Below are 23694 nucleotides of genomic sequence, written 5' to 3'. Positions count from 1 at the left end.
ACGACAACGACAACGAAGATGGCGCTATAGGCAGTTCCTAATGGAATTGTTTAAGATATTTGTGAACCGCTCCTCAGCCATTGCCGAGACCGCACCGGATGCCAAACGACGACGCCAGTCCCATCCGCCTCCTGCACCTGTCCGACATCCACTTTCGGGCCGACACGGCCTGGGACTCGGACCCGGTGCTGCGTGACCTGGCCCGCTTCATCGCCGGCGAGGTCCGGCAAGGGCTGGTGCCGGACCTGGTCGCCGTCACCGGGGACCTGGCGTTTTCGGGCAAGGCGGACGAGTACCGCCGCGCCCCGCAGCAGCCGGACGACCAAGCGGACGACCGCCCGCGCGTCACCGCCTGGGACTGGCTGACGGACGAGTTGTGGCCAGCCCTGGCGCCGGACCCGTCGCGGCCGCTGCCGCACGAGCGACTGCTGCTCGTACCCGGTAATCACGATGCCGATCGCGGCCAGGTCGACCTGATCGCCCGCTTGGTCCAGCAAGGCCTGCTGGGCGCCGCGGATCAGGCCCAACTCGCCACCGTGCTGGCCGATCCCATCCAAGGCGCCGTGCTGTTCAAGCGCCACGCCGCTTATCTCGCCTTCTACGGCGCCTGGCTGGGGACGCCGCATACCTTACCCTGGTGGCAGCGCAGCATCCAGATTCGCGGGCAACGCCTGCACCTCGCCGGGCTCGACTCCGCCTGGATGGCCTGTGACGACCAGGACTATGGCCGCCTCCTGCTCAGCCATTACCAGATCAACCAGACCGTCGATGTCCGCGCCGCCGCGGGTGCCGACTGGCGGATCGCCCTGCTGCACCACCCCTGGGACCATCTCGCACCCTTCGACGGCCCCGCGGCCCGCCAGGCAATCCACCTGCACCGGGATCTCGTCCTGCGCGGCCACCTGCACGAGGGCGAGGCCGCCTTCATCCGGCCGGCAGACCCGGCCCGCGCCTGCCTGGAACTGGCCGCCGGCTGCGTCTACGACGGCAGCCGCCACCCCAACGCCTTCCAATGGATCGAACTCTGGCCGCAGACCCCGGCGGCACCGCGGCGGGTGCGGGTCTTGTTCCGCCACTGGTACAAGGGGGCCTGGGATGTCGACCGCAACCAGCCCGGCTGCCCGGACGGCTCGGCCGAGTTCCCGCTCGCGCCACCCGCCGCCGCGGGCGTGCGGCCAACTGTCCGGCAAGCGCCGATCATCCCCCCCGACTATCTCGCCTGGCTGCGCCGCACCCACGGCGGTGTCGACCTGCTCGGTCAGGACGCCCAGCAAGGCCAGTCAGTGACCCTCAGCCAAGTCTATTGCCCCGCCGTCACCACCCCGGCGCCCCCCACGGAACCGCCGGACGCCGACCGCAAAGACCCGCCGCCCGCGCTGCTGCTGGCGCGCATCGACCAGGAATCGCTCTATTGCCCCGCCCCGCCCGGGGCCGGCAAGTCCACCTTCTGCCGCTGGGCCGCGCTCCAGAGTATCCCCGGCAGCGCCCCCGCCCATCCGGTGCCGCCGCCGGAGGGATTCGCCGAGCCATCGCCCGCCAACCTGCGCACCCGCCTGCCGCTCCTGGTCCCGCTGCGCGAATTCTGGCGGACCATGGACTGCGGCCAGGGCTGCCTGACCTGGCACCGCACCGAGTTGGAACAGGCCCTGGCCGACTGGATCGACCGGGCCCCGCCCGAGGGCCTGACCGGCGCCCTGCTCAAGGCGCACCTGGCGGCCGGCAGCGCCTTCCTGCTGCTCGACGGACTGGACGAGGTCCCGGTCTCCCAACCCCGCGACGGCATCACCCTCTACCCGCGGGCGCTCCTGCTCTCGGGACTCGCGGATGCACTGCCGACCTGGGAGCGGACCGGCAACCGCACCCTGCTCACCAGCCGCCCCTATGGCCTGGACGAGGCGGGCCTGCTCAAACTCGGCCTGCCGCGCGCCCCCCTGGAGCCCCTGCCCGAGCCGCTGCAGCACCTGTTCATCGGCCGCTGGTTCCACACCCTGGACCAGCCCGACCTGGCCGCCGGTCTGATCGCCACCATCCAGGGCCGCGACGACCTGAGCGGGCTCGCCGGCAACCCCATGCTGCTCACCGCGCTCTGTGTCATCTACGGCAACGGCCGGCGCCTGCCCCAGGACCGCTATCACCTCTACCAGAAGATCATCGACAACGTGCTCTACAACCGTTACCCGGGCGACGCCCGGCAACGCGAGCCGGTCAAGGCCCGGCTCGAGGCCATCGCCTATGGCATGCACACCGGCGCGGACCTGGACGAAGACCGGCAGACTCCGAGCCCCGAGGCCAGCGATACCGAGATCGAGCGCCTGCTGCGCGCCTTCGCCCGGCTCGAGCCCGCCTACGAGCAGGGCCGCGTCGCGCCCGCCGTCCAGCGCGAAGAACTGTTGACCCGCTCCGGCCTGCTGCTGCCCCGCCCCGGCCGGCGCGCCGCCTTCTATCACCTGAGCTTCCAGGAGTTCCTGGCCGCCGAGCGGATCAGCCGCACCAGCGAGGACCGCGCCGCGCTGGAGTTGGTCTTTCGCGCACGCGGTCCCGTCCCGGAGTGGCGCCCGACGCTCCTCTTCCTGTTCGCCGCCGGGGTCTTCAATTACCGCAGCGCCCAGTGGGGCCTGGATCTCCTGACCCAACTCAGCGCCGACCTCGGGCGCGCCGGGGTCAAGGCCAACCCGGCCCCCGCCGTGCTGGTCGCTGAATGCCTGGACCTGTGTCTCGCCAAGGGTTACGCGGTCCCGGCGGGGCTCGCCGGGCGCTTCCGGCAGACCTGCCTGGACGCCATTGCCGATGAGATCGCCATCCCCGCCCGCCAGGCCTTGGGGCTCTGTCTGGGGCGGCTCGGGGACCCGCGCATCTTGGATCTTCGTGACCCGGCGGCCTATGTCGAAGTCCCGGCAGGCGAGTACCCCTACGGAAAAAAGGGCAAACAGGTCCGCGTCGCGACCCCCTTCTTGCTGGCCCGGTACCCGACGACCAACGGGCAATACCGTGCCTTCATGGAGGACGGCGGCTATGCGAACCGCGACTGGTGGTTCGACGAGGGCTGGGGCTGGCTGCAACAGGAAGGCGTCACCGAGCCGAGATTCTGGCAAGACCGCCGCTGGAACGCCCCCAATCAGCCGGTGGTCGGAGTTTCCTTCTGGGAGGCGCAGGCTTGCTGCCGCTGGGCCGGCGGACGCTTGCCAAAGGAGCGCGAATGGGAGGCCGCCGCCCGTGGTCCGGAAGGCCACGAATACCCTTGGGGCGGTGAGTGGGAGGACGGGATCTGCAACAGCGCCGCGGCTGGTTTCGGGGCTACCTCCCCGGTTGGGTCCTTTCCCCGCTCACGCCAGGCGCGGTTGGGGATTGAGGACTTGGCCGGCAACTGCTGGGAGTGGTGTGACGATTTCTACGCTGGGTACGAGCGGACGGTCGGGTCGCCGGTCGTATTGCGCGGCGGTGCCTTCTTCATCGGGGCTGGGGGCCTGTGCGCCTCGGACCGGGTCAAGTACCAGCCCGGGGGCCGGTACGAGGGCGTCGGGTTCCGCTGCGTCCGGGCCGCGCCCCGCCAGCCTTGACCCCTAGTACCCGGTTTCAGCTGATCTTGCGTATCGACCCCAACGGGGTCGAACATACCAGCCCAGGGCAACGCCCTGGGTCTGGGTTATCCGCGGAGCTTAGCCCTGAAAGGGCGTGACATAACGGCATGGCTCCTTATGTCACGCCCTTTCAGGGCTAGGCCGAATAAACAACGCTATCCCAGGGCGTTGCCCTGGGCTGGTATGTCGCGCCCCTTCGGGGCTTGGGGATCGCAAGACAAGACGAAACGCCCTGTTGAACTAATCCGCTCCGCGGGGCCTTCCGCGGCCATCCCGCAGCGCCATTGAATAGCGAATGAAGCGCGGATAAGCCCAGCCGTCCCACGGTTACCCGCGGCCCCGCCCCGTCCCCCATCGTCCACACTCGTAACGGCCCACTCCGGGTCGTTGACCGAGAACCAGACGATGACACCCCTGCGTCAGCAGATGATCACGGCCATGCAGATGCATGGCTTCTCGCCGCGCACCCACGAAAGCTATCTCGACGCGGTGCGTGACCTCGCCAAATTCACCCGGCGCTCCCCGGACACCCTGGAGCACGCCGATCTCACGCGCTACTTCGAGCATCTGGTGGTGCAGCGCAGTTTGGCCCCGGCCAGCGTGCGGCTGATGTACAACGGCATCCGCTTCTTCTATCTGCGGGTGCTCGGCTGGCCGACGGTCGACCTGGAGGTCACCTTACCCAAGCGCCCGCAGCGCATCCCGGAGCTGCTCACCCGCGGCGCGGTCGCCGCCATCCTGGCCGCCTGCGACAATCCGCGTTACCGCATGATGTTGACGGTCTGCTATGGCTGCGGACTGCGCCTGAGCGAAGTCCTGGCCCTGCGGGTGCAGGACATCGACGGCGAGCGCCGACTGCTGCGGATCACCCAGGGCAAGGGGGCGAAGGACCGCCTGGTCCCACTCTCACCGACCCTGCTGGAGGCGTTGCGGGACTATTGGCGCCTCTATCGGCCAGCGGATTGGCTGTTCGCCGGGCGCGCCGGGACGCCGCTGTCGCCGACCGGCTTGCAGAAGGCCTTCACCGACGCCAAGCGCCAGGCCGGCGTAACCACGGTCGGCGGGATCCATGGGCTGCGCCACGCCTACGCCACCCATCAATTGGCGGGCGGGTTGTCGGTGGAGCGCCTGCAACGGTTGATGGGCCACCGCAGCATCCAGACCACCCTGCGCTATGTGCATTGGCTGCCCAGTGCCAGCGAGGGCGAAGGGACCCTGGACCTGCTTGCCCAATTGGAGGCCGGCCATGGCTAATACCTCCCTGCAAGCGGTCATGGCGGCGTGCCTGTCCGGTTATGCCGAACATCACCCGTTGAGCCCGCACCAATGGCAGGTCTGTCATCACATCCTGGACTGTCGTACCGCCGCGCTGGGCGGCTTCGCCCTGGAATGCGACCAGTGTGGGGATTGCCCCTTCCTCTATCACGCCTGCCGTGATCGCCATTGCCCGCGCTGCCAACGCCGGGCCTCCGAGGAATGGGTCGAACGCCAGCGTGCGGCGGTGCTGCCGGTGACCTATCACCATCTGGTCTTCACGCTACCCGACACCCTCAACGGCTGGGTCGAGGTCCACCCCGAGGTGATCTACGCCTTGCTGTTCGAGACGGTGTGGGCGACCCTGTCCGCCTTCGCTGAGGACCCCAAGCGCCTGGACGGGCAGTTGGGGATGACGGCGATGCTGCACACCTGGGGGCAGACGCTGGTACGCCATGTCCACCTGCACTGTCTGGTGCCGGGCGGGGCCTTTGGCGCCGACGGGACCTGGCATCCGGCCAAGAGTACCTATCTGTTCCCGGTGCGGGCGCTGTCGCGGCACTTCCGCGGCGGTTTGGTCAGCCGGTTGCGCCGGGCCTTCAAAGACGGGCGACTGTCGCGCCTCACGGCCGCGGAGGTTGACCGCGTCCTCAACGCCCTGATGCAGCCCGAGTGGGTGGTCTATTCCAAGCCTTGTCTGGCGCGCACCGACACCGTGATCGAGTACTTGGGCCGCTACAGCCATCGCATCGCCCTGTCGGACCGGCGGCTGCTGGCCTTCGATGAAGAGGACGACACGGTGGACGTCCGCTACAAGGACTACCGCGACGGCAGTCGCAACAAGGTCATGACCCTGACCGGCGAGGAACTGATCCGGCGCTTCCTGCTGCACGTCTTACCCAAAGGGTTCATGCGCGTTCGTCATTTCGGTTTCCTGGCCAACCGCTGCCGGGCGCGCTGTCTGGCGCTGATCCGTGCGGCGCTGGCGGCCCCGCCGCCGACGCCGGAACCCGCCACGGCACCGGCGGCGACGGCGCCCTTTGACGGCTATCCCTGTCCCAAGTGCCGCACTGGGCGCTTGCACGTCACCGCGCACCTGGCCCCGCTACGGCGTGGTCAGGGGGTTTCGCTGATGCCCGCCACCTGCTAAGCCTCAGCGCCCGCCGGCCGTCCGGGACAGGCCGCCCGCGGCCTGCGTTCGCGCTCGCCCAACATCCGGGAAATGGGCTACACTTCGTCCTCAATAGCCCGTTGTCCAGCCCCGCGGAGCCCTGCGGAGGCCCGCTTGGTGCCGCACCGAGCGGCATCCGGGTGCTGCAACGTGGTCCGGGACCGACCGGCGCCCCGGCCTCAGGGATACAATTCCCTCTCTTAAAGAGGACCGCGGCCGCAGCAGGCGTCGTGCCAGGAGCGGATTAGTCCAACAAACGTTTATCCGTCGTGCGCGCGCGGCGTCGCGCTCCGACTCGGGGTCAGTTGGGCGCGCACGACGGATAAACGCTTATTCGTTAGACCGGCGCGACCAACCCGAGCCGCGGAACCCGCCGTGGCGCTGGGGCGCTGCGGGCGGCGGTCCGCACAGCGGACCCTACGGTCTAGTACCCGGTTTCAGCTGATCTTGCGTATCGACCCCAACGGGGTCGAACATACCAGCCCAGGGCAACGCCCTGGGTATGGGTTATCCGCGGAGCTTAGCCCTGAAAGGGCGTGACATAACGGCATGGCTCCTTGTGTCACGCCCTTTCAGGGCTAGGCCGAATAAACAACGCTACCCCAGGGCGTTGCCCTGGGCTGGTATGTCGCGCCCCTTCGGGGCTTGGGGATCGCAAGACAAGCCCGTAGCCCGTAGGGCGGATGTCCGCAGGACGATCCGCCACGACTCCCGCGACATCGGCGGAACCTCCTGCCGAGTTCCGCCCTGCGCGGGCCTGGTCCTCCCGGCATCATCGCCCCCGTCGTATTATCATTACCCTGACCGACACCAGCCCCGCCCGCGGAGTGACCCAGACGATGGCACTGACGATCAGCCATGATGAGACGGAACCTCTGGCGCAAGAGCTTGCGTGGGAGACCGGGGAGCCGGTCGCCCAGGTGATCCTGGAGGCACTGCAACAGCGGGCCTGCCGGTTGCGCGGGCAACGGGCCAAGGCGCTTGCACTCGCCCGAATCCGGGCCGCCGCGCACCGCTGCGCCGCCTTCCCGGACCTCGACCCCAGCGCCCCTGACGCGATCCTGGGCTATGGCCCTGACGGGACCTTCGAGCCATTGTCAGCGAGCGATCCGTAGGCTGGGTAGAGCGCAGCGAAACCCAGCAATCAGCGCCTTGTGCGCGTGCCAATGATGGGTTTCGCTGCGCTCTACCCATCCTACGGGGATACTCGTCCCGCCGCGGGAGCGGTGTCACGACCACGGCGTGAGATTTGGCGGCCGGGATCGTGATCAAGGCCGGGATTTCAGCGCAGATGACCCAAGCACCGGAGACCTGGATGACCCGATTGACCCTGGGCATACCCGAATCGGCGTTTGCCACGCTGTACCAGGCCCCCACGGAATTCGCGCAGGAGATGCGCGTGGCCGCGGCGGTCAAGTGGTATGAGTTGGAGCGCATCTCGCAGGGCCGGGCGGCCGAGATCGCCGGCCTGACCCGCGCGGCCTTTATCGATGCCCTGTCGCGCTATCGGGTCAGCCCCTTCCAATACAGCGAAGAGGACCTGAGTGAGGAATTGCGCGATGCGGATTGATGCGGTCATCATCAACGCATCCGGGTGCGGGCAAGACTGATGTGGTCGCGGGGACGATGTAGGGTGGATAAGCGCAGCGGGCCTTGATCATAATCCCGGCCCATCAGCTAACCGCGAGGTCGGTGGTCCGCACAGCGGACCCTACGGCCCCGCGCCCGTAGGGTCCGCTGTGCGGACCAGCGACCCCCCGCCCGGCAGGGTGGCCGGAGTTGTGATCAAGGCCGCGCAGCGCATCCACCAGCGCCGCCGATACCTTCGCTGGTGGATGCGGCGCGATGCAGCGCCGTGCCCGGTCCGCAGCGCTGTGCGGCGCGCCTTATTGACCCTACGAGCTTGCCCAGCCGGTCCGCGGCTTGTTCGAGGGTGAGTTGCATGGCGGGGCTGACAGCCCGTGTCAGTGTGATTGACAGTGACACTTACACTGACAAAGTGTCATTCCATGGTCAATCGCGAACGGACTGCTGCGCGGTCCGTTGTGAAGAAAGGGTCGAAGGGTCAAAGGGTCAAGGCTGGCGGGGCGCGGCCAGGACGCAGCGGAACCCGATGAACCGGTCGCGGTTCACAGGCCCGACCCAGCCCCGGTCCGTTGAACGTAGGTACCTGGCCCGATACTCGAATGCACCACCGCGCAGCACGCGCGGCGAATCGCCGTCGCCTCGGGCCAAGGGGTCGGCCAACGGTCCTTGACGCTGGCACCAGCCGTAGAAATCCGCGCTGTAAGCGTCAAGGCACCATTCCCAGACGTTGCCGGCGAGGTCCAGCACACCGTTTGGTGTGCAGTCGCCGGTGAGGATTCCGACCGGGATGGCGTGGCCGATCCGGGTGTCGATGTAATTGGCGCGCTGCGCGTCGGGCGGCTCGTCGCCCCAGGGATGGCGTCGGCCGGACTCACCGCGGGCGGCGTATTCCCACTCCGCCTCGGTCGGTAGGCGAACCACCAGCCCCGGGGGCAGCCACACAGTGCCCTTCGCGCCCTGGGGCCGGGCCAACTTAACGGTCAGCCATGCGCAGAAGGCCATGGCCTGATACCAGGAAAGATTGACGACCGGCCGGCTGGGGTAGGCCCGTTGGGACTGCCAGTCGTCCGGCTCCGGATGCTGACCCGCCCCGCCGGCCCGCCACCAGCGGGGGTCGGCGTGGTCCTCGTCGTCCAGAAACTCGGCAAATTCCTGGACGGCTGCCGGAAATCGGGCGATACGGAAGGCGGTGACATTGACGACGTGAACCGGGTACTCAAGGTCGCGTGCCTCGGGGTCGTAGCCCGGCGCCGCCTGGTCCTGGTTCTGCGCACCCATCGTGAAGCTTCCGCCCGGCAGTTCCACCCAGCGCCCCGGCTGGGTCCAGCCCAGCCGCGGATCGCCCGCCTGTGCAAGCGCATCGGCGGCGGCGATGCGGTCCGCCAGCGGGATGGTCGGGGCTTGCGCGGGATCGAAGACGGCCAGGGCGGCGTCGAGGACCCGCGCATAGCGGGGGTTGGCGGGACGGTAGCCGAAGGGGCTGAGATCCCGCACCAGGGCGCCCAGGAGACCGGCGGCGCGCGCCTGTCGGGCCAGCGTGGGGGTCGGTCCGAGCCGGTCGAGGACGCCGGCGATCAGGCACTCCACCTTGTCCTCGCCCTGCAGGTAGAGCACGCCGGCGAGCAGGAGGACGGTCTCGCGCCACTCCGGCCGATAGAGTGCGGCGCCGTCCTCACCCGCTGCCCCCAGCAGCAACTCGGCACGCTCGGCGTTCGGCCGACCGGCCAGGGCCTGGGCGGCGAGATATTCCTGGAAGGTCAGGTGCCAGAAGCGCAGTTGGTGGCCGCGGCGCACCAGGATGCCGCTGTCGATCTCCTCGGCGGCCAGGAAGGACTCGGCGCGCTCAATGGGGTCCCCGGCCGTGTCGCCGGCCTGGCCCCGGTCGCAACGGGGTGCGATGCGCTCGGCCGCCCAGCGGCGGGTGACCTGGACCTGGCGGCCCTTGGGGTCGGTCTGCATGGCGAGCGCCAAGTCCGCCAGGAGTTGGCGGCAGCGCTGGGAGCGCTCCCGGCCGGGGCGCTGTTCGCGCGCCTCGATCAGCCAGCGGACGATGGATTCGTAGAGTTCGGCGCGCTGCTCGGGCAGTCGCTTGTCGTTCCAGTGCACGACGGCGAGCGCGGTCAGCATGACGGTGTTGCGGGCGAGTTGGCGGATCTCCCGGCGGGAGGCGAGCGCGGCGGCCAGTTCCCGGTGGTGGGCGGCGGCCCGGTCCGGGCGCTCGGGGAAGAGTGCCCGGCCCCAGCGGGCGAGGAAGCCGTCGATGGCGGCGGCGTCCAGGGCCTCGATGGTCGTGTGGGCGAAACCGGCGAGCACAGCCCTGTCCTGGTAGGCGGCCGGGCGGCTGGTGACGACCAGGGGGCAGCGTGGCCAGGCCTGGGCCAGGCGTTCGATGCGCCGCACGGCGCGCTCGCGCTGGAGCCGGTCGGGGGCCTCGTCCAGGCCGTCGAGCAGGATCAGGGCCTGGCCCTCGTCCAGCAGGCGGCGGAAGTCGTCCGCGCCGAGGGCCTGGTTGGCGTCGCCGGCACGCGCGCTGAGATAGGCGGGGAGCCAGGCGGCGCCGTTGGGTAGGGTCGGGCCCGTCTTCTGGGCCTTGGTGCGCTCGATATAGTCGAGCCAGTCGGCGATGGGGATCAGCAGCGGCAGGCGCGGCCCGGCCGCGCCCGGGGCGAGACCGAGCCGGCGGGCAGCGGCCCCGGGGTCGCGCCCCAGCCGGTCCGCGGCCAGGCAGTGGGCGACCCAGCGCAGGAAGGTGGTCTTGCCGCAGCCGGGGTCGCCGACGATGACCAGGCGCGGGTTGACCAGGGCCTCGCGCAGCAGGGTGGCGCGGGGGTGGGTGCGGTCGGCGCCGGTCTGGTCCGCCGCCGCGGCCCCGGTGCCGGTTGCCTGGAGTTCGATGTAAAGCTCCGCGATGGGGAAGCGGTGGGCCTCGGGGCGGCCGGTGACCAGGCCGCGGATGTCGATCGAGCCGGTGTCGGTGGCGAGGTCCTCCAGGTATTTGCGCGGGTCGGCGGGGGGCGGCGGCCGCTTGCCAGGCGCGGCGGCGGGTCGGTCGAGGTCGAACTCGGCGTGGCCGTCCGGGCAGCCCGGTTGATTGCGGTCGGTCTGCCAGGCGCCTTGGACCCAGGCGCGAAAGTGCACCCTTACCCGCTTGGGGGCGTCGCGGCCGGGGGCCGCTCCGACGGGAGGGTCCGCGTAGAGTTCGATCCATTGGAAGGCGTTGGGATAGCGGCTGCCGTCATAGACGCAGCCGGCGGCCAGTTCCAGACAGGCGCGGGCCGGGTCGGGCGAGAGTACCCGGAAGGCCTCGGACTCGTGGCGGTGGCCGCGCAGGACCAGGTCGCGGTGCAGGTGGATGGCCTGGCGCGCCGCGGTGCCGTCGAAGGGGGCGAGATGGTCCCAGGGGTGGTGCAGCAGGGCGATCCGCCAATCGGCACCGGCGGCGGCGCGGACATCGACGGTCTGGTTGATCTGATAATGGCTGAGCAGGAGGCGGCCATAGTCCTGGTCGTCGCAGGCCATCCAGGCGGAGTCGAGCCCGGCGAGGTGCAGCCGTTGCCCGCGGATCTCGATGGTGCGCTGCCACCAGGGCAGGGTTTGTGCCGTCCCCAACCAGGCGCCGTAGAAGGCGAGGTAGGCGGCGTGACGCTTGAACAGCACTGCGCCTTGGCCGGGATCGGCCAGGACGGTGGCGATCTGGTCCTGATCCGCGGCGGCCAGCAGCCCTTGCTGGGCCATGCGGGCGATCAGGTCGACCTGGCGGCGATCGGCGTCGTGATTGCCGGGCACCAGCAGCAGCCGTTCGCGCGGCAGTGGCCGCGCCGGGTCCGGCGCGAGCGCCGGTCACAGTTCATCCGTCAGCCAGTCCGAGGCGGTGCAGTGCGGGCGGTCGTCCGGCTGGTCCGGGTCGCGGCGGTACTCGTCCGCCTTGCCCGAGAAGGCCAGGTCGCCGGTGACGGCCACCAGGTCCGGCACCAGCCCTTGCCGGACCTCGGCGGCGATGAAGCGGGCCAGGTCGCGCAGCACCGGGTCCGAGTCCCAGGCGCGATCGGCGCGAAAGTGCAGGTCCGAGAGGTGCAGGATGCGGATGGGATCGCCTGGGTGGTGCCGGGTCACGCGCGGGTCCGTCCTTCGGGGTTGACTGGCCCCCATCCGACGCAATGGGGCGGGCGGATAGCACCGGCCGGCTCAAAAGGCATAGAGGAACTTGAACCAGAGGGTGTTGCCCTGCGGGCGGTTCTCGACCTGTGTCTCCGCCTGATATTTCAGCGTGAACGCCATGTTGCGGTAGTCGTATTTGACCTGGGGACCGACGGCGAAGACCTGGCCGCGGAAGCCGTTCAGGAAGCTGTAGCCATTGAGTTCGTCATCCGTGGTCTGCTGGTAGTAGTAGCCGCCGACGCCGAGGCTCCAGGGGCCGGTGTGATAACCCACCGTATAGTCCAGGTGGAATTCCTGGCCCGATTGGTAATTGGTGTCGTGGTTCTCGGTATTGAAATCGTACATCAGCTTGGCGGACAGTTCCAACCCGCCGTCACTCAAATACGTGAAGGCGAAGATGGGCTCGAAGGTCCAATAATTCCGCCCGACATTGGCCAGGTTGTGCTGATTGAAATCGCCGGTCGGCACATAGATGTCGAGGCCGGTCGTCACATGCCAGTTCTTGCCGTGCCAGCCGAGGATAAAGGGGTCGATGATCAGGTCACCGACGCCGAAACGGGAGTCGGTCTCCCGGGCGAAGGGCGCCGCGATCCGGCGCGACACCTCGACGTTGACCAGCGGCACGAAGAGGTGGGCCGCCCAGTTCGCCCCCAAGATCTGGAACTTACTGACATGGATCAGGCGTAGCGTGTCGGCGACGACGTTGAGGTTGAAATCCGTGAAGAGCCGCTCGCCGCTGTCGTCACGGAAGGATGAGGCGTTGTACCAACTCAAATAGTTGAGGAAATAGTTGCCGGGTGGCGGCAGCGCCCCGACCATGAAGTCCTCAGCGCCATTGGGATAATGGCCGCCGCCCCCTTCGGTGGCCGCGACGGGCGGGGCCAGGCCCAGGGCGGCGGTGAGTCCGGCGGCCACGCAAAGGGCGCGGGCGCTCGATCCGGTCGCGGGGTCCGGCCGCCGCGCGGGGGCTAGGGATTCAGGCATGTTGTTCAAGTCCCAAGTCTGATTGGCAAGAAGGTGCCCGTGCGGCAGCGCCCATCACCAGGCCAAAGACCGAGTACGGCGCTCACCGATGACGAACCGGTGGGGCGCGGCAGTATCCCCCAAACGGCGTGCCTTTGGAAGTCAGCGAAAGATCGCGCGCGCGGGCTGTAAAGCGTCTGACAAATCAGCGGTGCGGGTGAAAGGGCCGCGGGTCACAGTGGTCGTTGGCCGCGGCGCAGGGCTCGTTCAACCACTCGTAAAAGGCGCGGGGGTCGCCGTCGATCGCGTACCGCACCCGCTCGACGCTTGGGAACTGGCGCAAGGTGCGGTCCAGTTGGGTGCGCAACTGCGCGGCTCCGCAACTCGAGGTTGCCCCGGACAGCAGGTCACGCGGATCGTTAAGGTCCACGTAGGCCGTGCCGGAGGCAATGCGAACCCGCTTGAGCAGACCGGCGGTGGCGGACGAAAAAAACGAATAGTACCCGGCCTGGCGCTCATCCGGCGTGGGACCGGCAAACAGGCCGCGTAACGCCGTCGTGGCCACCGCCGCGGTGCGGGGTACGGTGCGGGTGACCGGAAACACCGCCGCGCAGTCCCGCGCATCGGTGTTCAGGCCATCGTTGTTGAAGTACAGTGTGAAGCTGGTCAGGTTGGCGTCCACCGGCGCGGCGCCCGCCGCGGCGAACGTCATCAGCAGCGACAGGGCCGCCGCCCACATGGGGCCGGCGGCCCGGTCGCCGCACCCGCGGTACCACGACCGACGCGCCATGGATCTCGCGGCGGTCATCGTCAGTCCGGGATCGACAGCAGGTTGCGCTCCGAAGACCAGACCAGCGTCACATCCTCATCGACGGCCGTCTCGAACAGCACCAGGTCGCCCTGCATCACGCGCAGTTTCCGGCCTACGGCGGCCTCGTCGCCACGCGCTGAGGTCTGCAGCAGCGCGGCCGTCTGCTCCAATACCTTCTCGGCGTAATCCGCCTCCCAACCACCACCGGCGAGCGCCGCACCGCGGTCGTTCGGCCTGCTCCGTTTGTACTTGTGGCCGACGCTGAAGGCGATCAGGCCGCCGGCGGGAAAGCACCGCTGGATGCTCTCGTACAGCAGCCGGGCCAGCGCCGCCTGCCCGCTGTCGCTGCGAATGATGTCCGCCCGTTGCGGATTGCTTGCGAACAGCGGCTCCAGCAGCACCGCCGGCATACTGGTGTACTTGACGTTAGCGTCGCCACGGCCATTCCAGCCGCCGACCAGGAGGCCCTGGTCTCCGCCGATCCTGGTACCAAAGTGCGTGGCCACCTCCTTGGCGTACCAACGCCCCCAATTGCGGCTGGTCTGCGAGGCATTGGACCCCACCACCACGACCGCATAATCCGCCTGTGCCGATGCGCTACTGTTGAAGTGGTGCTCGACATAGGCTACCGCTTGATCGCGGTTCGCCTCGCGCTGACGGTCGATGTAGTCGCCCTTATAGAATTTCACGGTATACATGGTGTGATCTCCAACTCGAGGTAATGTCGTTAGGGAACGGTTTACTGTAAGTTAAATAACTCCATTAGGAACTGCCGACAACGACAACGATTGTGTTCGTGTTTAGCTTTTCTTGACTCGTTACCTGACGATTCACCCAACTGGCCGGCGCGCACCGCCCGGCAATACGCCTGAGTTTAGATCATGTCGACCTCTTGGCAAGGTCATTCCCAACATTCTTTTTTTTGTTCGCAGAGGACCCGCCGGCCGGGTGACGCAGCGCACCGGTGTCACCGGGCGACGCTCAATTACTGCGTTCGTTGGTCCAGGTCAAGCCCGGCCGGATAAAGGTCATGATCGGGACCCTGGCGGAAGCTCGGGGCGAGGCTCCGGGAGGAGGACCAGCCCCCGCCCGGGACCTCGCGACCGCCGCGGGTCGGCTCGAGCGGCTTGCATCGGCGCGGCCGTCTGGCCAGAATCGCCCAATGCCTGACCGCGAACCCACGCCCATGACGACCCTGAGCTGCCGGTGATGTCACGGACCCTCGCCCTGCTGCACCGCCTGTTCACGACGCGGTATCGGCCGCTGCCGCTGCTGCGCGGCTTTCTGTCGCGGGCCCAGGTCCAGGCGGACCGCTCGGCGCAGGTGACCGCGGTGGTCCTGGATGCGGCCGACAGCGCGCAGGTGTTTGGCGTGCCGCTGGCGCGACGGGGCATTCAGCCGGTGTATCTGCGGGTCGAGAATCGCGGCACAGTGCCGTTGCGCCTGCAACTGTCCAGTATCAGTCCCAACTATTTCACACCGCTGGAGGCCGCCGGGCTCAATCACTTTTCGATCGTCAGGCAATTGTCCGCGTTCGGGGTCGCCGGCTGGCTCTTCCTGCCGCTGTTGGTGCTCCTGCCCACCAGGCTGATCACGGCGCGGCGGGCCAACCGCCGGATGGACGAGTGCTTTTGCGCGCAGGCCTTCCACCTGCGGCCGATCCCGCCCGGGGCGGCGACGGAGGGCTTCGTGTTCACGCCGCTCGATTCAGGCACCAAGATCGTCCACGTCTGCCTGCATGAGACGGGCGAGTCGCTTGCCTGCGCGGTGCGGGAGCACGCGGTCCGCGAGGCGGCGCCCGCCCCTGCCGCCCCACCGGCGACGGCCGCCGCGGCGGTCAATTTCACCTTCGCGCTCGCGGTGCCCGGCATTGACGCCGACTATCTGCGCCGCGACTTCGCCGATCTCAATCCGCCTGATTCGCTCATCGATTGCGATGTGCCGACCTTGCTGGAACGGCTGGCGGCGCTGCCGGTCGCCACCACGAACCGGCGGCAGACGCGCACCGGTGACCCCCTGAACCTGGTGGTGGTCGGCGAGTTCGAGACCCTGCTCAGTGCGCTGGCGGCGCGCTGGGACGAGAGTGAGACCCTGACGCTGGCCACCTGCGCGAAGACCGCCCGCGCCTTCCTGCTCGGCGCCCAGTACCGCTACTCGCCGGTCAGTCCGCTGTACCTCTTCGGCCGCAGCCAGGACGTGGCGTTGCAGCGCAGCCGCCGCTCGATCAACGAGCGGCTGCATCTGCGCCTGTGGCTGACGCCCCTGCGCCTTCATGGGCGGGGTGTCTGGGTCGGGCAGATCAGCCGCGACATCGGGGTGCGCCTGACCAGCCGGGCCTGGAACCTCACGACCCATCGCATCGATCCCGATGTCGATGAGTCACGCGACTACCTGATCGAAGACCTGACCCAGGCCGAACGGGTGGTCGCGGCCGGCTATGTCGACGGCGCCGGCGCCTGCGCCGCCGCCGCGCCCCGGCACAACCTGACGGGCGATCCGTACTTCACCGACGGCAAGCGGGCCGCGATCCTGCTGTCGACGGCCCGCACGACGCCGCGCTTTGTTGCCTGGGGTTGATGGGTATGGCGACGGGGCTCAGGTCCTGGGCCACAGAATCATCTGAGTACAGCGGAACAGGGCGATCTTGCGCCCGTCGGCCTCATCGGTGACCACTGCATCCCAGACCTGGGTCGTGCGTCCCAAGTGCTGCGCCGTGGCGAGGCAGGCAATACTGCCTTCCTTGACGGTGCCCAGGTGATTGCTCTTGAGTTCAACTTCAACTCAAGCATCTCGATGCCCAGGTAGCCGGGCAGATACTCGGCTCCCCGTTCATTGAAGAGCTCAATTGAGACGCCCTGACGTAGACTGCCCATCGGTCATATCCTCACTGGTTGATCCGGATTCCGGTTGATGACGCGGAGCGCCCGCGCGGCATTCCCACGCGGAGCGTGGGAACGAGAAGCCCATACCGGGTAGCCGCGTACTTGACTCGACGGCATTGCGGTACACCTGGTCCGGCCTTGATCAAAATCCCGGCCAGGCCGCGCCGGTGAACGGCATGCGCGCCGCCCCCTGGGAGCGCCGCACCCCAGTGCGGCGCGGCCTCGCGTGCGACCGCGGCGTGGCGTGCTGCGGATAGGCCGGGCCGCACTGGGGTGCGGCGCTCCCAGTGCCGGAGCGATGATCGCGGCCCTCGAGTACCACCAGGCGCAATTGTGCGGTCCGTTGGGGTAGGGTGCGCCGCGCGCACCTTGAGAGGCCGCGCCCGCGTGCCGTGGTGAGTGTCTCCGGCGGCGCCATGGTGCGCACGGCGAACCCGACGGCTCGGTCATTATCCCGGGCAATGTGCCAACGGCGAGCACTTTTCCCATGAGCGGTAAACCGCGGTCTGTCGCCGATTCTTCCCCTGATGCCTCGTCCAGATTCGTGGGGATACCTCAGGGTCTGTGCCCGGTTCTTTTCGGCTCTTCCTGCTCTGTGCCCGGTCTTCTCTTGCGGCTCGGAGTAGCGCTACATAGCATACACATGCTAGTACCTTGTTGCGCCTAATCTTGCGCCGCTCAAGCGCCGAAGGGGCGCGACATACCAGCCCAGGGCAACGCCCTGGCTATGACGGATAACAGACCCCAGCCCTGAAAGGGCCTGACATAAGGAACCCCGCCGTTGTGTGACGCCCTTTCAGGGCTGGACCGAAAAAACAATCTTAACCCAGGGCGTTGCCCTGGGCTGGTATGTTCGACCCCGTTGGGGTCGGTATACAACATAAGGTGGAATGGGGTACGAGAACCTGGAGCTAAGCCCCGAAGGGGCGCGACATACCAGCCCAGGGCAACGCCCTGGGTATGACGGATAACAGACCCCAGCCCTGAAAGGGCGTGACATAAGGAACCCCGCCGTTGTGTCAGGCTCGGAGTAACGCTACCGATCATATGCGGTTTCCCCGCGGTCGGGAAGACGTTTCAAAAGCCTTTGCGGCTTGGAGTAGCGCTACGGGTTGACTCGTAAAGGGTACTGACCCCTTTACTCCCTTAAAGGGTACTGACCCCTTTACTCCCCTTGAATGGATTCACCAATGCCGCATCGAAAGGCAAGAAATCCGACACGTTTCTCGTCACTACGACCAGTCCGTGAACGAGTGCCAAGAACACCTTGTTCAACCGAGCGCAGTCACCGAACGCCTGCGTGCATTGCCGCGCGCGGGGATGGAGAAATCGGCGCGCGCGGACTCATGCAGCAACAGTTCCTTGAGCGAAGGCCTGGCGGCTGCCGTGAGCCGCCGCCACTCGTCGATGGACACCAGCACCGCCGCCTCGGCCCCGCGCCTGGTTACCATTTGTGGACCCTCCGCCAGGCAGGTGTCGAGGAGTTTGCGCAAGCGTGCCTTCGCGTTCTGAACAGGCCAAGTTTGCACGGGCATCCCCACTAATGACTAGTCTTCTCATCAGTTTAGCACGCCGCTGCGCCGCGGGCTGAGCTCCTGGCTGAAAAATAGCCGATTAATCAGAGCGGCAATGCGCCCTGTGTGGCTTTGCAAGGTGACAGTCGAATTGCTTGTCGCCACGGCCGCGCGCCTCCTGACCTGGATGCGCGCCGCCCCCTGGGAGCGCCGCACCCCAGTGCGGCGCGGCCTCGCGTGCGACCGCGGCGTGGCGTGTTACGGATAGCCCGGGCCGCACTGGGGTGCGGCGCTCCCAGTGTCGGCGCGATGATCGCGGCCCCCGAGTACCACCAGGCGCAATTGTGCAGCCCATTGGGCGTAGGGTGCGCCGCGCGCACCTTGAGAGGTCGCGCCCGCGTGCGGTGGTGAGTGCCCCGGGCGGCGCCACCGTGCGCACCGCGCACCCGACGGCTCGAGAGTCAAGGGTTTGCAAGATGAAGTTTCAATAGCCTTTGCGGCTCGGAGTAGCGCTACTGTTGGGACCGGCTTGGCTGGGAGCCCGTCACGGTTTCAATAGCCTTTGCGGCTCGGAGTAGCGCTACCTTCCTGATGTTGCCCAATCGGAGAATTTCGGAAAGTTTCAATAGCCTTTGCGGCTCGGAGTAGCGCTACGTGTTCGGTTTTGACATCAAGCGTGTCGTGAGCGACAGTTTCAATAGCCTTTGCGGCTCGGAGTAGCGCTACCCCTAAGCTAGGTGAGATTATAGAGGTTGCTATGGTTTCAATAGCCTTTGCGGCTCGGAGTAGCGCTACGTAATGGTGGCGGCCGGGGTGGTCACAGTGTCCGTTTCAATAGCCTTTGCGGCTCGGAGTAGCGCTACTCAATTCCGATGTTATCAACCAGCTGTTCAACGTCTCGTTTCAATAGCCTTTGCGGCTCGGAGTAGCGCTACTACCCAACCTGTTCGGAGACGATCATGAGTGAAAAGTTTCAATAGCCTTTGCGGCTCGGAGTAGCGCTACGGCAGCGGGGAATCCTTCCGAGTATCAGATTGTTTCAATAGCCTTTGCGGCTCGGAGTAGCGCTACGGGGCGCACGTTCGTGGACGGACGCAACAGCGATTGTTTCAATAGCCTTTGCGGCTCGGAGTAGCGCTACCCTTGTAATCGCCAAGGCCTGCGGAAATCCGGAAAAGTTTCAATAGCCTTTGCGGCTCGGAGTAGCGCTACGTTTTTCGCCTTGTCGGCGTGGAGTGCCCTTTCGCTGTTTCAATAGCCTTTGCGGCTCGGAGTAGCGCTACGCAGCAACCCCGTCCTGAGAACCATCGCCGCCCTGATGTTTCAATAGCCTTTGCGGCTCGGAGTAGCGCTACTGGTGCGGGATCGGAATAACGTCCTTCCAGATGCTGTTTCAATAGCCTTTGCGGCTCGGAGTAGCGCTACGATCTTGAGGAGAGTCTCAATATCCTGGCGAAAGGTTTCAATAGCCTTTGCGGCTCGGAGTAGCGCTACCAACTTCGGCAGCTCCTGGACGGTGAGGATACCCTGTTTCAATAGCCTTTGCGGCTCGGAGTAGCGCTACAAGTCTACGAATTGGTAACTTTGCACTCCCTCCTAGTTTCAATAGCCTTTGCGGCTCGGAGTAGCGCTACACCTTATGTTTTCGTCTACAAAGATGGTTCCTGGGTTTCAATAGCCTTTGCGGCTCGGAGTAGCGCTACAACGGCGCAGCAGACGGTTTTACTTTCGCCGATGGAGTTTCAATAGCCTTTGCGGCTCGGAGTAGCGCTACGGAGTGCTGGCATGGGTATTCAATGTGGTGCTTGGGGTTTCAATAGCCTTTGCGGCTCGGAGTAGCGCTACTCCGGACTTCATTTTGCCAGTCCGCCCCGCGCCTTGCAAGCCGGAATCGGGAACCTGCGGAAGTCGCGGCCGGGCGGGCGGTCCCGGCGTCCGCCGGGGCCTGGGTGCAGGCGCTAAGATGCTGATTGTTAAAGAGCCGGGAACCTCTGACCGGAGTCGTCCTGAGGTCCTTTCCGTAGTGTGCTGGTTCTGCTGGACTTGCGGTCGGCGGCCGACACCCGCGCCGGCCGGCCCGGGAGGTTCCCGGATCACCGGCGAGGGCCTGACCGCCGGCGCGCGATGCGCGGTCTGTCGTGCGTCACCAGGCCGGCCTCGTTCATCGTTGCGGCCGGCGATGCGCAGTTGGAGTCCAAGGCTTCAGCCTTGGCGTGCCCATCCAAGGCTGAAGCCTTGGACTCCGGCCGGCCGGAACTATGACCAGGGCCACCAGGCCCCCTTGTGCAAGCGCGACCGGGGGGCCGGGTCCAGTCCCCCGCTCACAGGATCACCACCAGGTCCCGCCGTCCCAAAGGCGCGCCGTCCAGCCGGTGCGAGTCCGCCAGCGCATCGGCGGTCAGGCGGTAGAAGCGGACCTCGGCGTCGGCCGCGGCGAGGATGGCGCGCAATTGCTCCTTGATCGCCGCGAGTTCGCCCTGGCGTGCCAGATGGACCTCGAACACCGAGTATTGTACCCGCTCGCCATAGCGTTCCAATAATTTGGCGACGCGGGTGCGCTCGCGGTCGTCTTCGATATCGTAACAGATCAGATAGGTGTACATGGTCACTTGATGCGGAAGGCCTGGAACTGGCCCTCGCGGCCGTTGAGCTGGGCGATGAGGGTGCGGGCCATGCGCCACAGGTGGTCATAGAGGGTGCCGCGGCTGCCGTCGGCGGCGTTGTCCAGGGGTGCGATGAGGCGGGCGGAGAGGGCGGCGAGGTAGCTGTGCAGGGCGGGGCGGCTGAGCCGGCAGCCCTGTTGCGGGTCGAGCAGGAAGTCACCGGGTTTCAATTCGCCGCGATTGATCATGCTGAGCGCCTGGCGTTCGACCAGGTGGCGGAAGCACTCCATGAGATCGGAGGCCAGCGCGGCGTGGCGGCCGTGGCCCTGGTGATAGAAGCCCTGGCTGGGCAGGAGGCCGGCGGCGCGCAGGACGGCGTCGGCGCGTTGGTAGATCAGGGTATAGCCCAGCGAGAGCAGGGCGTTGAAGGGGTCCGGCGGCGGGCGGCGGCGCCGGTTGGTGAAGCCGAAGTCGGGGGGCAGGATGCGCACTATCCCTTGAAAGAAATGGGCGGCGGCGAGGCCCTCGATGCCGTTGAGTTCCATGAGTCCGGCGGCCCCCGGGACCCGCTGGGGCAGGGCGCGCAGGGACGCCAGTGCCAGCTCCAGGTCGGCGTCGGTGCGGGCGCGTTGGCGCAGGACCTCGACCTGGTTGTGGATGCGGGCGCTGACCACCTCGCGGGCCAGGGGGAGGGCGAAGGCGGGGTTGATGAAGGACGCGCGCTGACGCAGCCAGAGGGCGGCGCCCTCGGGTCCGGGCCATTGGTTGCTGAGTACGCCCTGATAGCGCCCGCCGCGGCTGGCGAAATGGATCGGCACCCCGGCCTCGAGCGCGGCGGTGAGGGTGGGGCCGGTGATGCGCTGGCGGCCGATGAGCAGCACGGCGCCGATCGCGGCCAGCGGTTGCTCGTGGGTCTGGCCCGCGGGGCTCGCGATGTGCAGCCGGCCGTTGCTGGTGCTCAGCAGGCTGCCCTCGGTGGCGACCAGCAGGGTGCAGGGTTCGTCGCTCATGGCTTCGGGCGCGACGAGCCGCTGCACGGGTTGGGCGCCGGGTGCCGGGGATGTGGCGGCGGCCGGGTCCGGTGGTGGACGGCCGCCCGGGTCCGCGGCCGGGCGGGCGGCCGGGCGGGCGGCCGGCGCGGGGGGAGCGCGGTTCCCGGCGGGGACGGCCGGCAGGTAGGTGATGGGCGCGTTGTCCAGCACGCGCGGGACGCGGTGCGCCAGCCGCGCCAGCCAGGAGGCGGGGGGCAGGTCGTCCAGGCGCAGCGGGGCGTCCACCTGGCGGGCGGCCTTGGCGACGTCGACCGCCAGGTCGCGCAGGAAGGTGTAGCCGAGGAAGCGGAAGCCGCGGTCGAAGCGGGTGATGCCGCTCTTGTCCTCGTTGAGACTCAGATCGATCTCGGCGAGTGACTGGCGCACCCGCGCGGCGGCGGCCTCGGCCTCCTCGCGCGAGCGGCAGGCGATGACGAAATCGTCGGCGAAGCGCACCAGCCGAAAGCCCATGACCTCCAGGTCGGCGTCGAAGTCATCCAGGAGCAGATTGGCCAGCAGGGGGCTCAAGGGGGCGCCCTGGGGGAGCCCGGCGGGGCGCTCGATCTGTTCGCCGCGAAAGCCCACCGGCGCCGCGACCCAGGCCATGAGCTGGTCCACCACCGGGTCGTCGGGGAGCAGGCTGCGCAGGCGGGTGTCGAGCCGGGCATGGGAGACGCTGTCGAAAAAGTCGTCGATGTCGGCCTCGTACACCCATTCGTAGCCCTGGCGGTAGAGGGCCTGGAGGCGGTCGCGGGCGTCCCGGCGGGAGAGGCCGCGCCGGTAGCCGAAGCTGGCGGCGGAGAGCAGGGGGTCCAAATCGGTGCGCAGGACCTGCAGGACGGCCCGCTGGGCGACGCGCTCGGCGAAGGGCGGGACGGCGAGCGGGCGCGCCGACTTGCCCTCGCGCTGCAGGATCCAGCCGCGCAACGGCTCGGCCCGGGGGCCATAGGCGGGGGCCTGGGCGCGGTGCGGCGGCGGTGCGGACGCCGCCGGGTCGGCCGCGTCGGGTAAGGCGTCGGCGGGCCCCGGCGCGGGCGGGGCGAGTGCGGCGGCGCGCAGCCCCTGGGCGACCGCATCGAGCAGTTCGTCGATGGGTGCCGTGTGTTCGGACCAGGCGAGCGCGGACAGGTCCTCGTCCAGCGGGTCCAGCTCCGGCGCGGCCCGGCCATCGGCGTTGGCGCGGATGCTGCGGTAGGCGAGTTCGACATTGGCCGGCTCGGCGGCGCGTGCCAGGACGCCGCGCGACGGGCGCCGCGGCGGCCTGGTACCGGCGCCGGTGGCGGTCTCCAGCCGGTAGCGGCCCCAGCCGAAGGTGCGCCGCTGGCCGATGCCGACATATTGACCCAGCACCAGGGCGGGCAGGGCGGCGGCGTCGATCAGGTCGAGCGTCGCCCGGCCGATGACCCCGCCCATGGGGTTGGCATCGCCGTCGGCGTCGTAATAGGCGGTGTCGAACCAGCCGATGTCGTCCTCGGTGACCAGGACGCGCGAGGCCCCGCGGGGCTGGGCGGCGGCCCCGACGGCGCTGAGCAGGGCGCCCAGGGTGTCGTCGATGCGTTGGCCAAGCAGGTCGCCGACCAGTTCGCCGCGGTCATGCACATAGCGCCCCTCGCCCTTGGTCGGGCGCCCGGCCTGCTTGGGGCGCAGGAGTCGCGCCGGGGCGAGCAGGCGCAGGGTGGTGGGCGGGTGCGCGAGATAGAAGTCCAGTTCGCGCGCCAGGGCCGCCGCGTCATAGGGCAAGAGCCGCGCGACCCCCTCATAGCGCCCGCCGGTGAGTGCGTCGGCCGCGGACACGAAGCGCAGATTGGCCCCGAGCGCCAGGCCGTGGACGGCCCCCGGGAGCCCGGCGGGCAGGCGGCGCAGGCGCTCCACCAGGGTCTCCAGCAGCGTCTCGCCCCCGCGGCAGGCCCAGAGCGTGATCCGGTAGCTGTCGCCCTGGGCAAAGGGCACCCGACCACTCTCCGGCGCCTCCAGCCACAGCCGCGCCTCGTCCGCGAGCGCGTCGCCCATCAGGTGGCGCACCAGCGCGCCTACGAGCGGCTGGTGGAAGAACCGCAGGCGGGTGGGGGCGGTGAGGGTGAAGGTCAGGTGGAGGCCGCGGATGGGGAGGATAGGCAAGGGGGAATTCATGGCTGGATACCC

At 68.1% G+C, this 23694-nt stretch carries 14 protein-coding genes and 1 CRISPR repeat array; of the genes, 6 read left to right on the top strand and 8 right to left on the bottom strand.

Going from position 1 to position 23694, the window contains the following annotated elements; genetic code table 11:
- Positions 1-98: 98 nt before the first annotated feature.
- The 5 genes from THSYN_RS32975 to THSYN_RS32955 all read left to right on the top strand — a co-directional run bounded on the left by THSYN_RS32975 (position 99) and on the right by THSYN_RS32955 (position 7573).
- Complete coding sequence (locus tag THSYN_RS32975) at positions 99-3557, top strand: SUMF1/EgtB/PvdO family nonheme iron enzyme (RefSeq protein WP_100923263.1); 3459 nt, start codon at positions 99-101, stop codon at positions 3555-3557.
- Between the two features lie 426 nt (positions 3558-3983).
- The gene (locus THSYN_RS32970; protein WP_100917453.1) at positions 3984-4832 is read left to right on the top strand and encodes a tyrosine-type recombinase/integrase; all 849 of its coding nucleotides are present in this window, start codon (positions 3984-3986) and stop codon (positions 4830-4832) included.
- The gene (locus THSYN_RS32965) at positions 4825-5982 is read left to right on the top strand and encodes an IS91 family transposase (RefSeq protein ID WP_100917452.1); all 1158 of its coding nucleotides are present in this window, start codon (positions 4825-4827) and stop codon (positions 5980-5982) included. Before THSYN_RS32970 ends, THSYN_RS32965 begins: the two co-directional genes overlap by 8 nt.
- Positions 5983-6842: 860 nt before the next feature.
- A complete protein-coding gene (locus tag THSYN_RS34665) occupies positions 6843-7118 on the top strand; it encodes a type II toxin-antitoxin system VapB family antitoxin (RefSeq protein WP_157818107.1) in 276 nt (91 codons plus the stop codon).
- 200 nt (positions 7119-7318) lie between these two features.
- Positions 7319-7573: a UPF0175 family protein gene (locus tag THSYN_RS32955; RefSeq protein ID WP_100923338.1), complete on the top strand. Its 255-nt coding sequence runs from the start codon at positions 7319-7321 to the stop codon at positions 7571-7573.
- Between the two features lie 503 nt (positions 7574-8076).
- On the opposite strand, the gene THSYN_RS32950 is transcribed toward THSYN_RS32955, so the two are convergent.
- From THSYN_RS32950 to THSYN_RS32930, 5 genes are all read right to left on the bottom strand, one after another.
- Complete coding sequence (locus THSYN_RS32950; RefSeq protein ID WP_100923261.1) at positions 8077-11376, bottom strand: SUMF1/EgtB/PvdO family nonheme iron enzyme; 3300 nt, start codon at positions 11374-11376, stop codon at positions 8077-8079.
- Between the two features lie 54 nt (positions 11377-11430).
- Entirely contained in the window at positions 11431-11703 is a 273-nt protein-coding gene (locus THSYN_RS32945) for a metallophosphoesterase family protein (RefSeq protein WP_100923260.1), read from the bottom strand.
- A 72-nt stretch (positions 11704-11775) separates the two neighbouring features.
- Positions 11776-12732, bottom strand: coding sequence for a SphA family protein (locus THSYN_RS32940; RefSeq protein ID WP_100923259.1), 957 nt, complete (start codon positions 12730-12732; stop codon positions 11776-11778).
- 184 nt (positions 12733-12916) lie between these two features.
- Entirely contained in the window at positions 12917-13501 is a 585-nt protein-coding gene (locus THSYN_RS32935) for a GerMN domain-containing protein (RefSeq protein ID WP_157818106.1), read from the bottom strand.
- Between the two features lie 20 nt (positions 13502-13521).
- Positions 13522-14220 (bottom strand): N-acetylmuramoyl-L-alanine amidase, encoded by a 699-nt coding sequence (locus THSYN_RS32930; protein WP_100923257.1) that lies wholly within the window; start codon positions 14218-14220, stop codon positions 13522-13524.
- 511 nt (positions 14221-14731) lie between these two features.
- Here THSYN_RS32930 and THSYN_RS32925 point away from each other — a divergent pair.
- Complete coding sequence (locus THSYN_RS32925; protein ID WP_100923256.1) at positions 14732-16099, top strand: LssY C-terminal domain-containing protein; 1368 nt, start codon at positions 14732-14734, stop codon at positions 16097-16099.
- A 1576-nt stretch (positions 16100-17675) separates the two neighbouring features.
- On the opposite strand, the gene THSYN_RS32915 is transcribed toward THSYN_RS32925, so the two are convergent.
- The 3 genes from THSYN_RS32915 to cas1 form a co-directional block, all read right to left on the bottom strand.
- The gene (locus THSYN_RS32915; RefSeq protein ID WP_100923337.1) at positions 17676-17933 is read right to left on the bottom strand and encodes a type II toxin-antitoxin system Phd/YefM family antitoxin; all 258 of its coding nucleotides are present in this window, start codon (positions 17931-17933) and stop codon (positions 17676-17678) included.
- A 466-nt stretch (positions 17934-18399) separates the two neighbouring features.
- Positions 18400-19763: a CRISPR direct-repeat array (repeat unit 35 nt; unit sequence GTTTCAATAGCCTTTGCGGCTCGGAGTAGCGCTAC).
- Positions 19764-20239: 476 nt separating this feature from the next.
- A complete protein-coding gene (gene cas2 / locus THSYN_RS32910; RefSeq protein ID WP_100923255.1) occupies positions 20240-20521 on the bottom strand; it encodes a CRISPR-associated endonuclease Cas2 in 282 nt (93 codons plus the stop codon).
- 2 nt (positions 20522-20523) lie between these two features.
- Positions 20524-23682 (bottom strand): CRISPR-associated endonuclease Cas1, encoded by a 3159-nt coding sequence (gene cas1, locus THSYN_RS32905; RefSeq protein WP_172965428.1) that lies wholly within the window; start codon positions 23680-23682, stop codon positions 20524-20526.
- Positions 23683-23694 lie beyond the last annotated feature (12 nt).

Source organism: Candidatus Thiodictyon syntrophicum (assembly GCF_002813775.1).
Lineage (GTDB): Bacteria > Pseudomonadota > Gammaproteobacteria > Chromatiales > Chromatiaceae > Thiodictyon > Thiodictyon syntrophicum.
The sequence above is the reverse complement of the archived record's forward strand: the minus strand, read 5'-3'. Positions and strand labels throughout refer to the sequence as shown.

Bases quoted from the DNA above. Each gene is read 5' to 3' on its own strand.
- THSYN_RS32975 (WP_100923263.1), top strand. From the start codon at position 99: ATGCCAAACGACGACGCCAGTCCCATCCGCCTCCTGCACCTGTCCGAC.
- THSYN_RS32970 (WP_100917453.1), top strand. From the start codon at position 3,984: ATGACACCCCTGCGTCAGCAGATGATCACGGCCATGCAGATGCATGGC.
- THSYN_RS32965 (WP_100917452.1), top strand. From the start codon at position 4,825: ATGGCTAATACCTCCCTGCAAGCGGTCATGGCGGCGTGCCTGTCCGGT.
- THSYN_RS34665 (WP_157818107.1), top strand. From the start codon at position 6,843: ATGGCACTGACGATCAGCCATGATGAGACGGAACCTCTGGCGCAAGAG.
- THSYN_RS32955 (WP_100923338.1), top strand. From the start codon at position 7,319: ATGACCCGATTGACCCTGGGCATACCCGAATCGGCGTTTGCCACGCTG.
- THSYN_RS32940 (WP_100923259.1), bottom strand. From the start codon at position 12,732: ATGCCTGAATCCCTAGCCCCCGCGCGGCGGCCGGACCCCGCGACCGGA.
- THSYN_RS32935 (WP_157818106.1), bottom strand. From the start codon at position 13,501: ATGGCGCGTCGGTCGTGGTACCGCGGGTGCGGCGACCGGGCCGCCGGC.
- THSYN_RS32930 (WP_100923257.1), bottom strand. From the start codon at position 14,220: ATGTATACCGTGAAATTCTATAAGGGCGACTACATCGACCGTCAGCGC.
- THSYN_RS32925 (WP_100923256.1), top strand. From the start codon at position 14,732: ATGTCACGGACCCTCGCCCTGCTGCACCGCCTGTTCACGACGCGGTAT.
- cas2 (WP_100923255.1), bottom strand. From the start codon at position 20,521: ATGTACACCTATCTGATCTGTTACGATATCGAAGACGACCGCGAGCGC.
- cas1 (WP_172965428.1), bottom strand. From the start codon at position 23,682: ATGAATTCCCCCTTGCCTATCCTCCCCATCCGCGGCCTCCACCTGACC.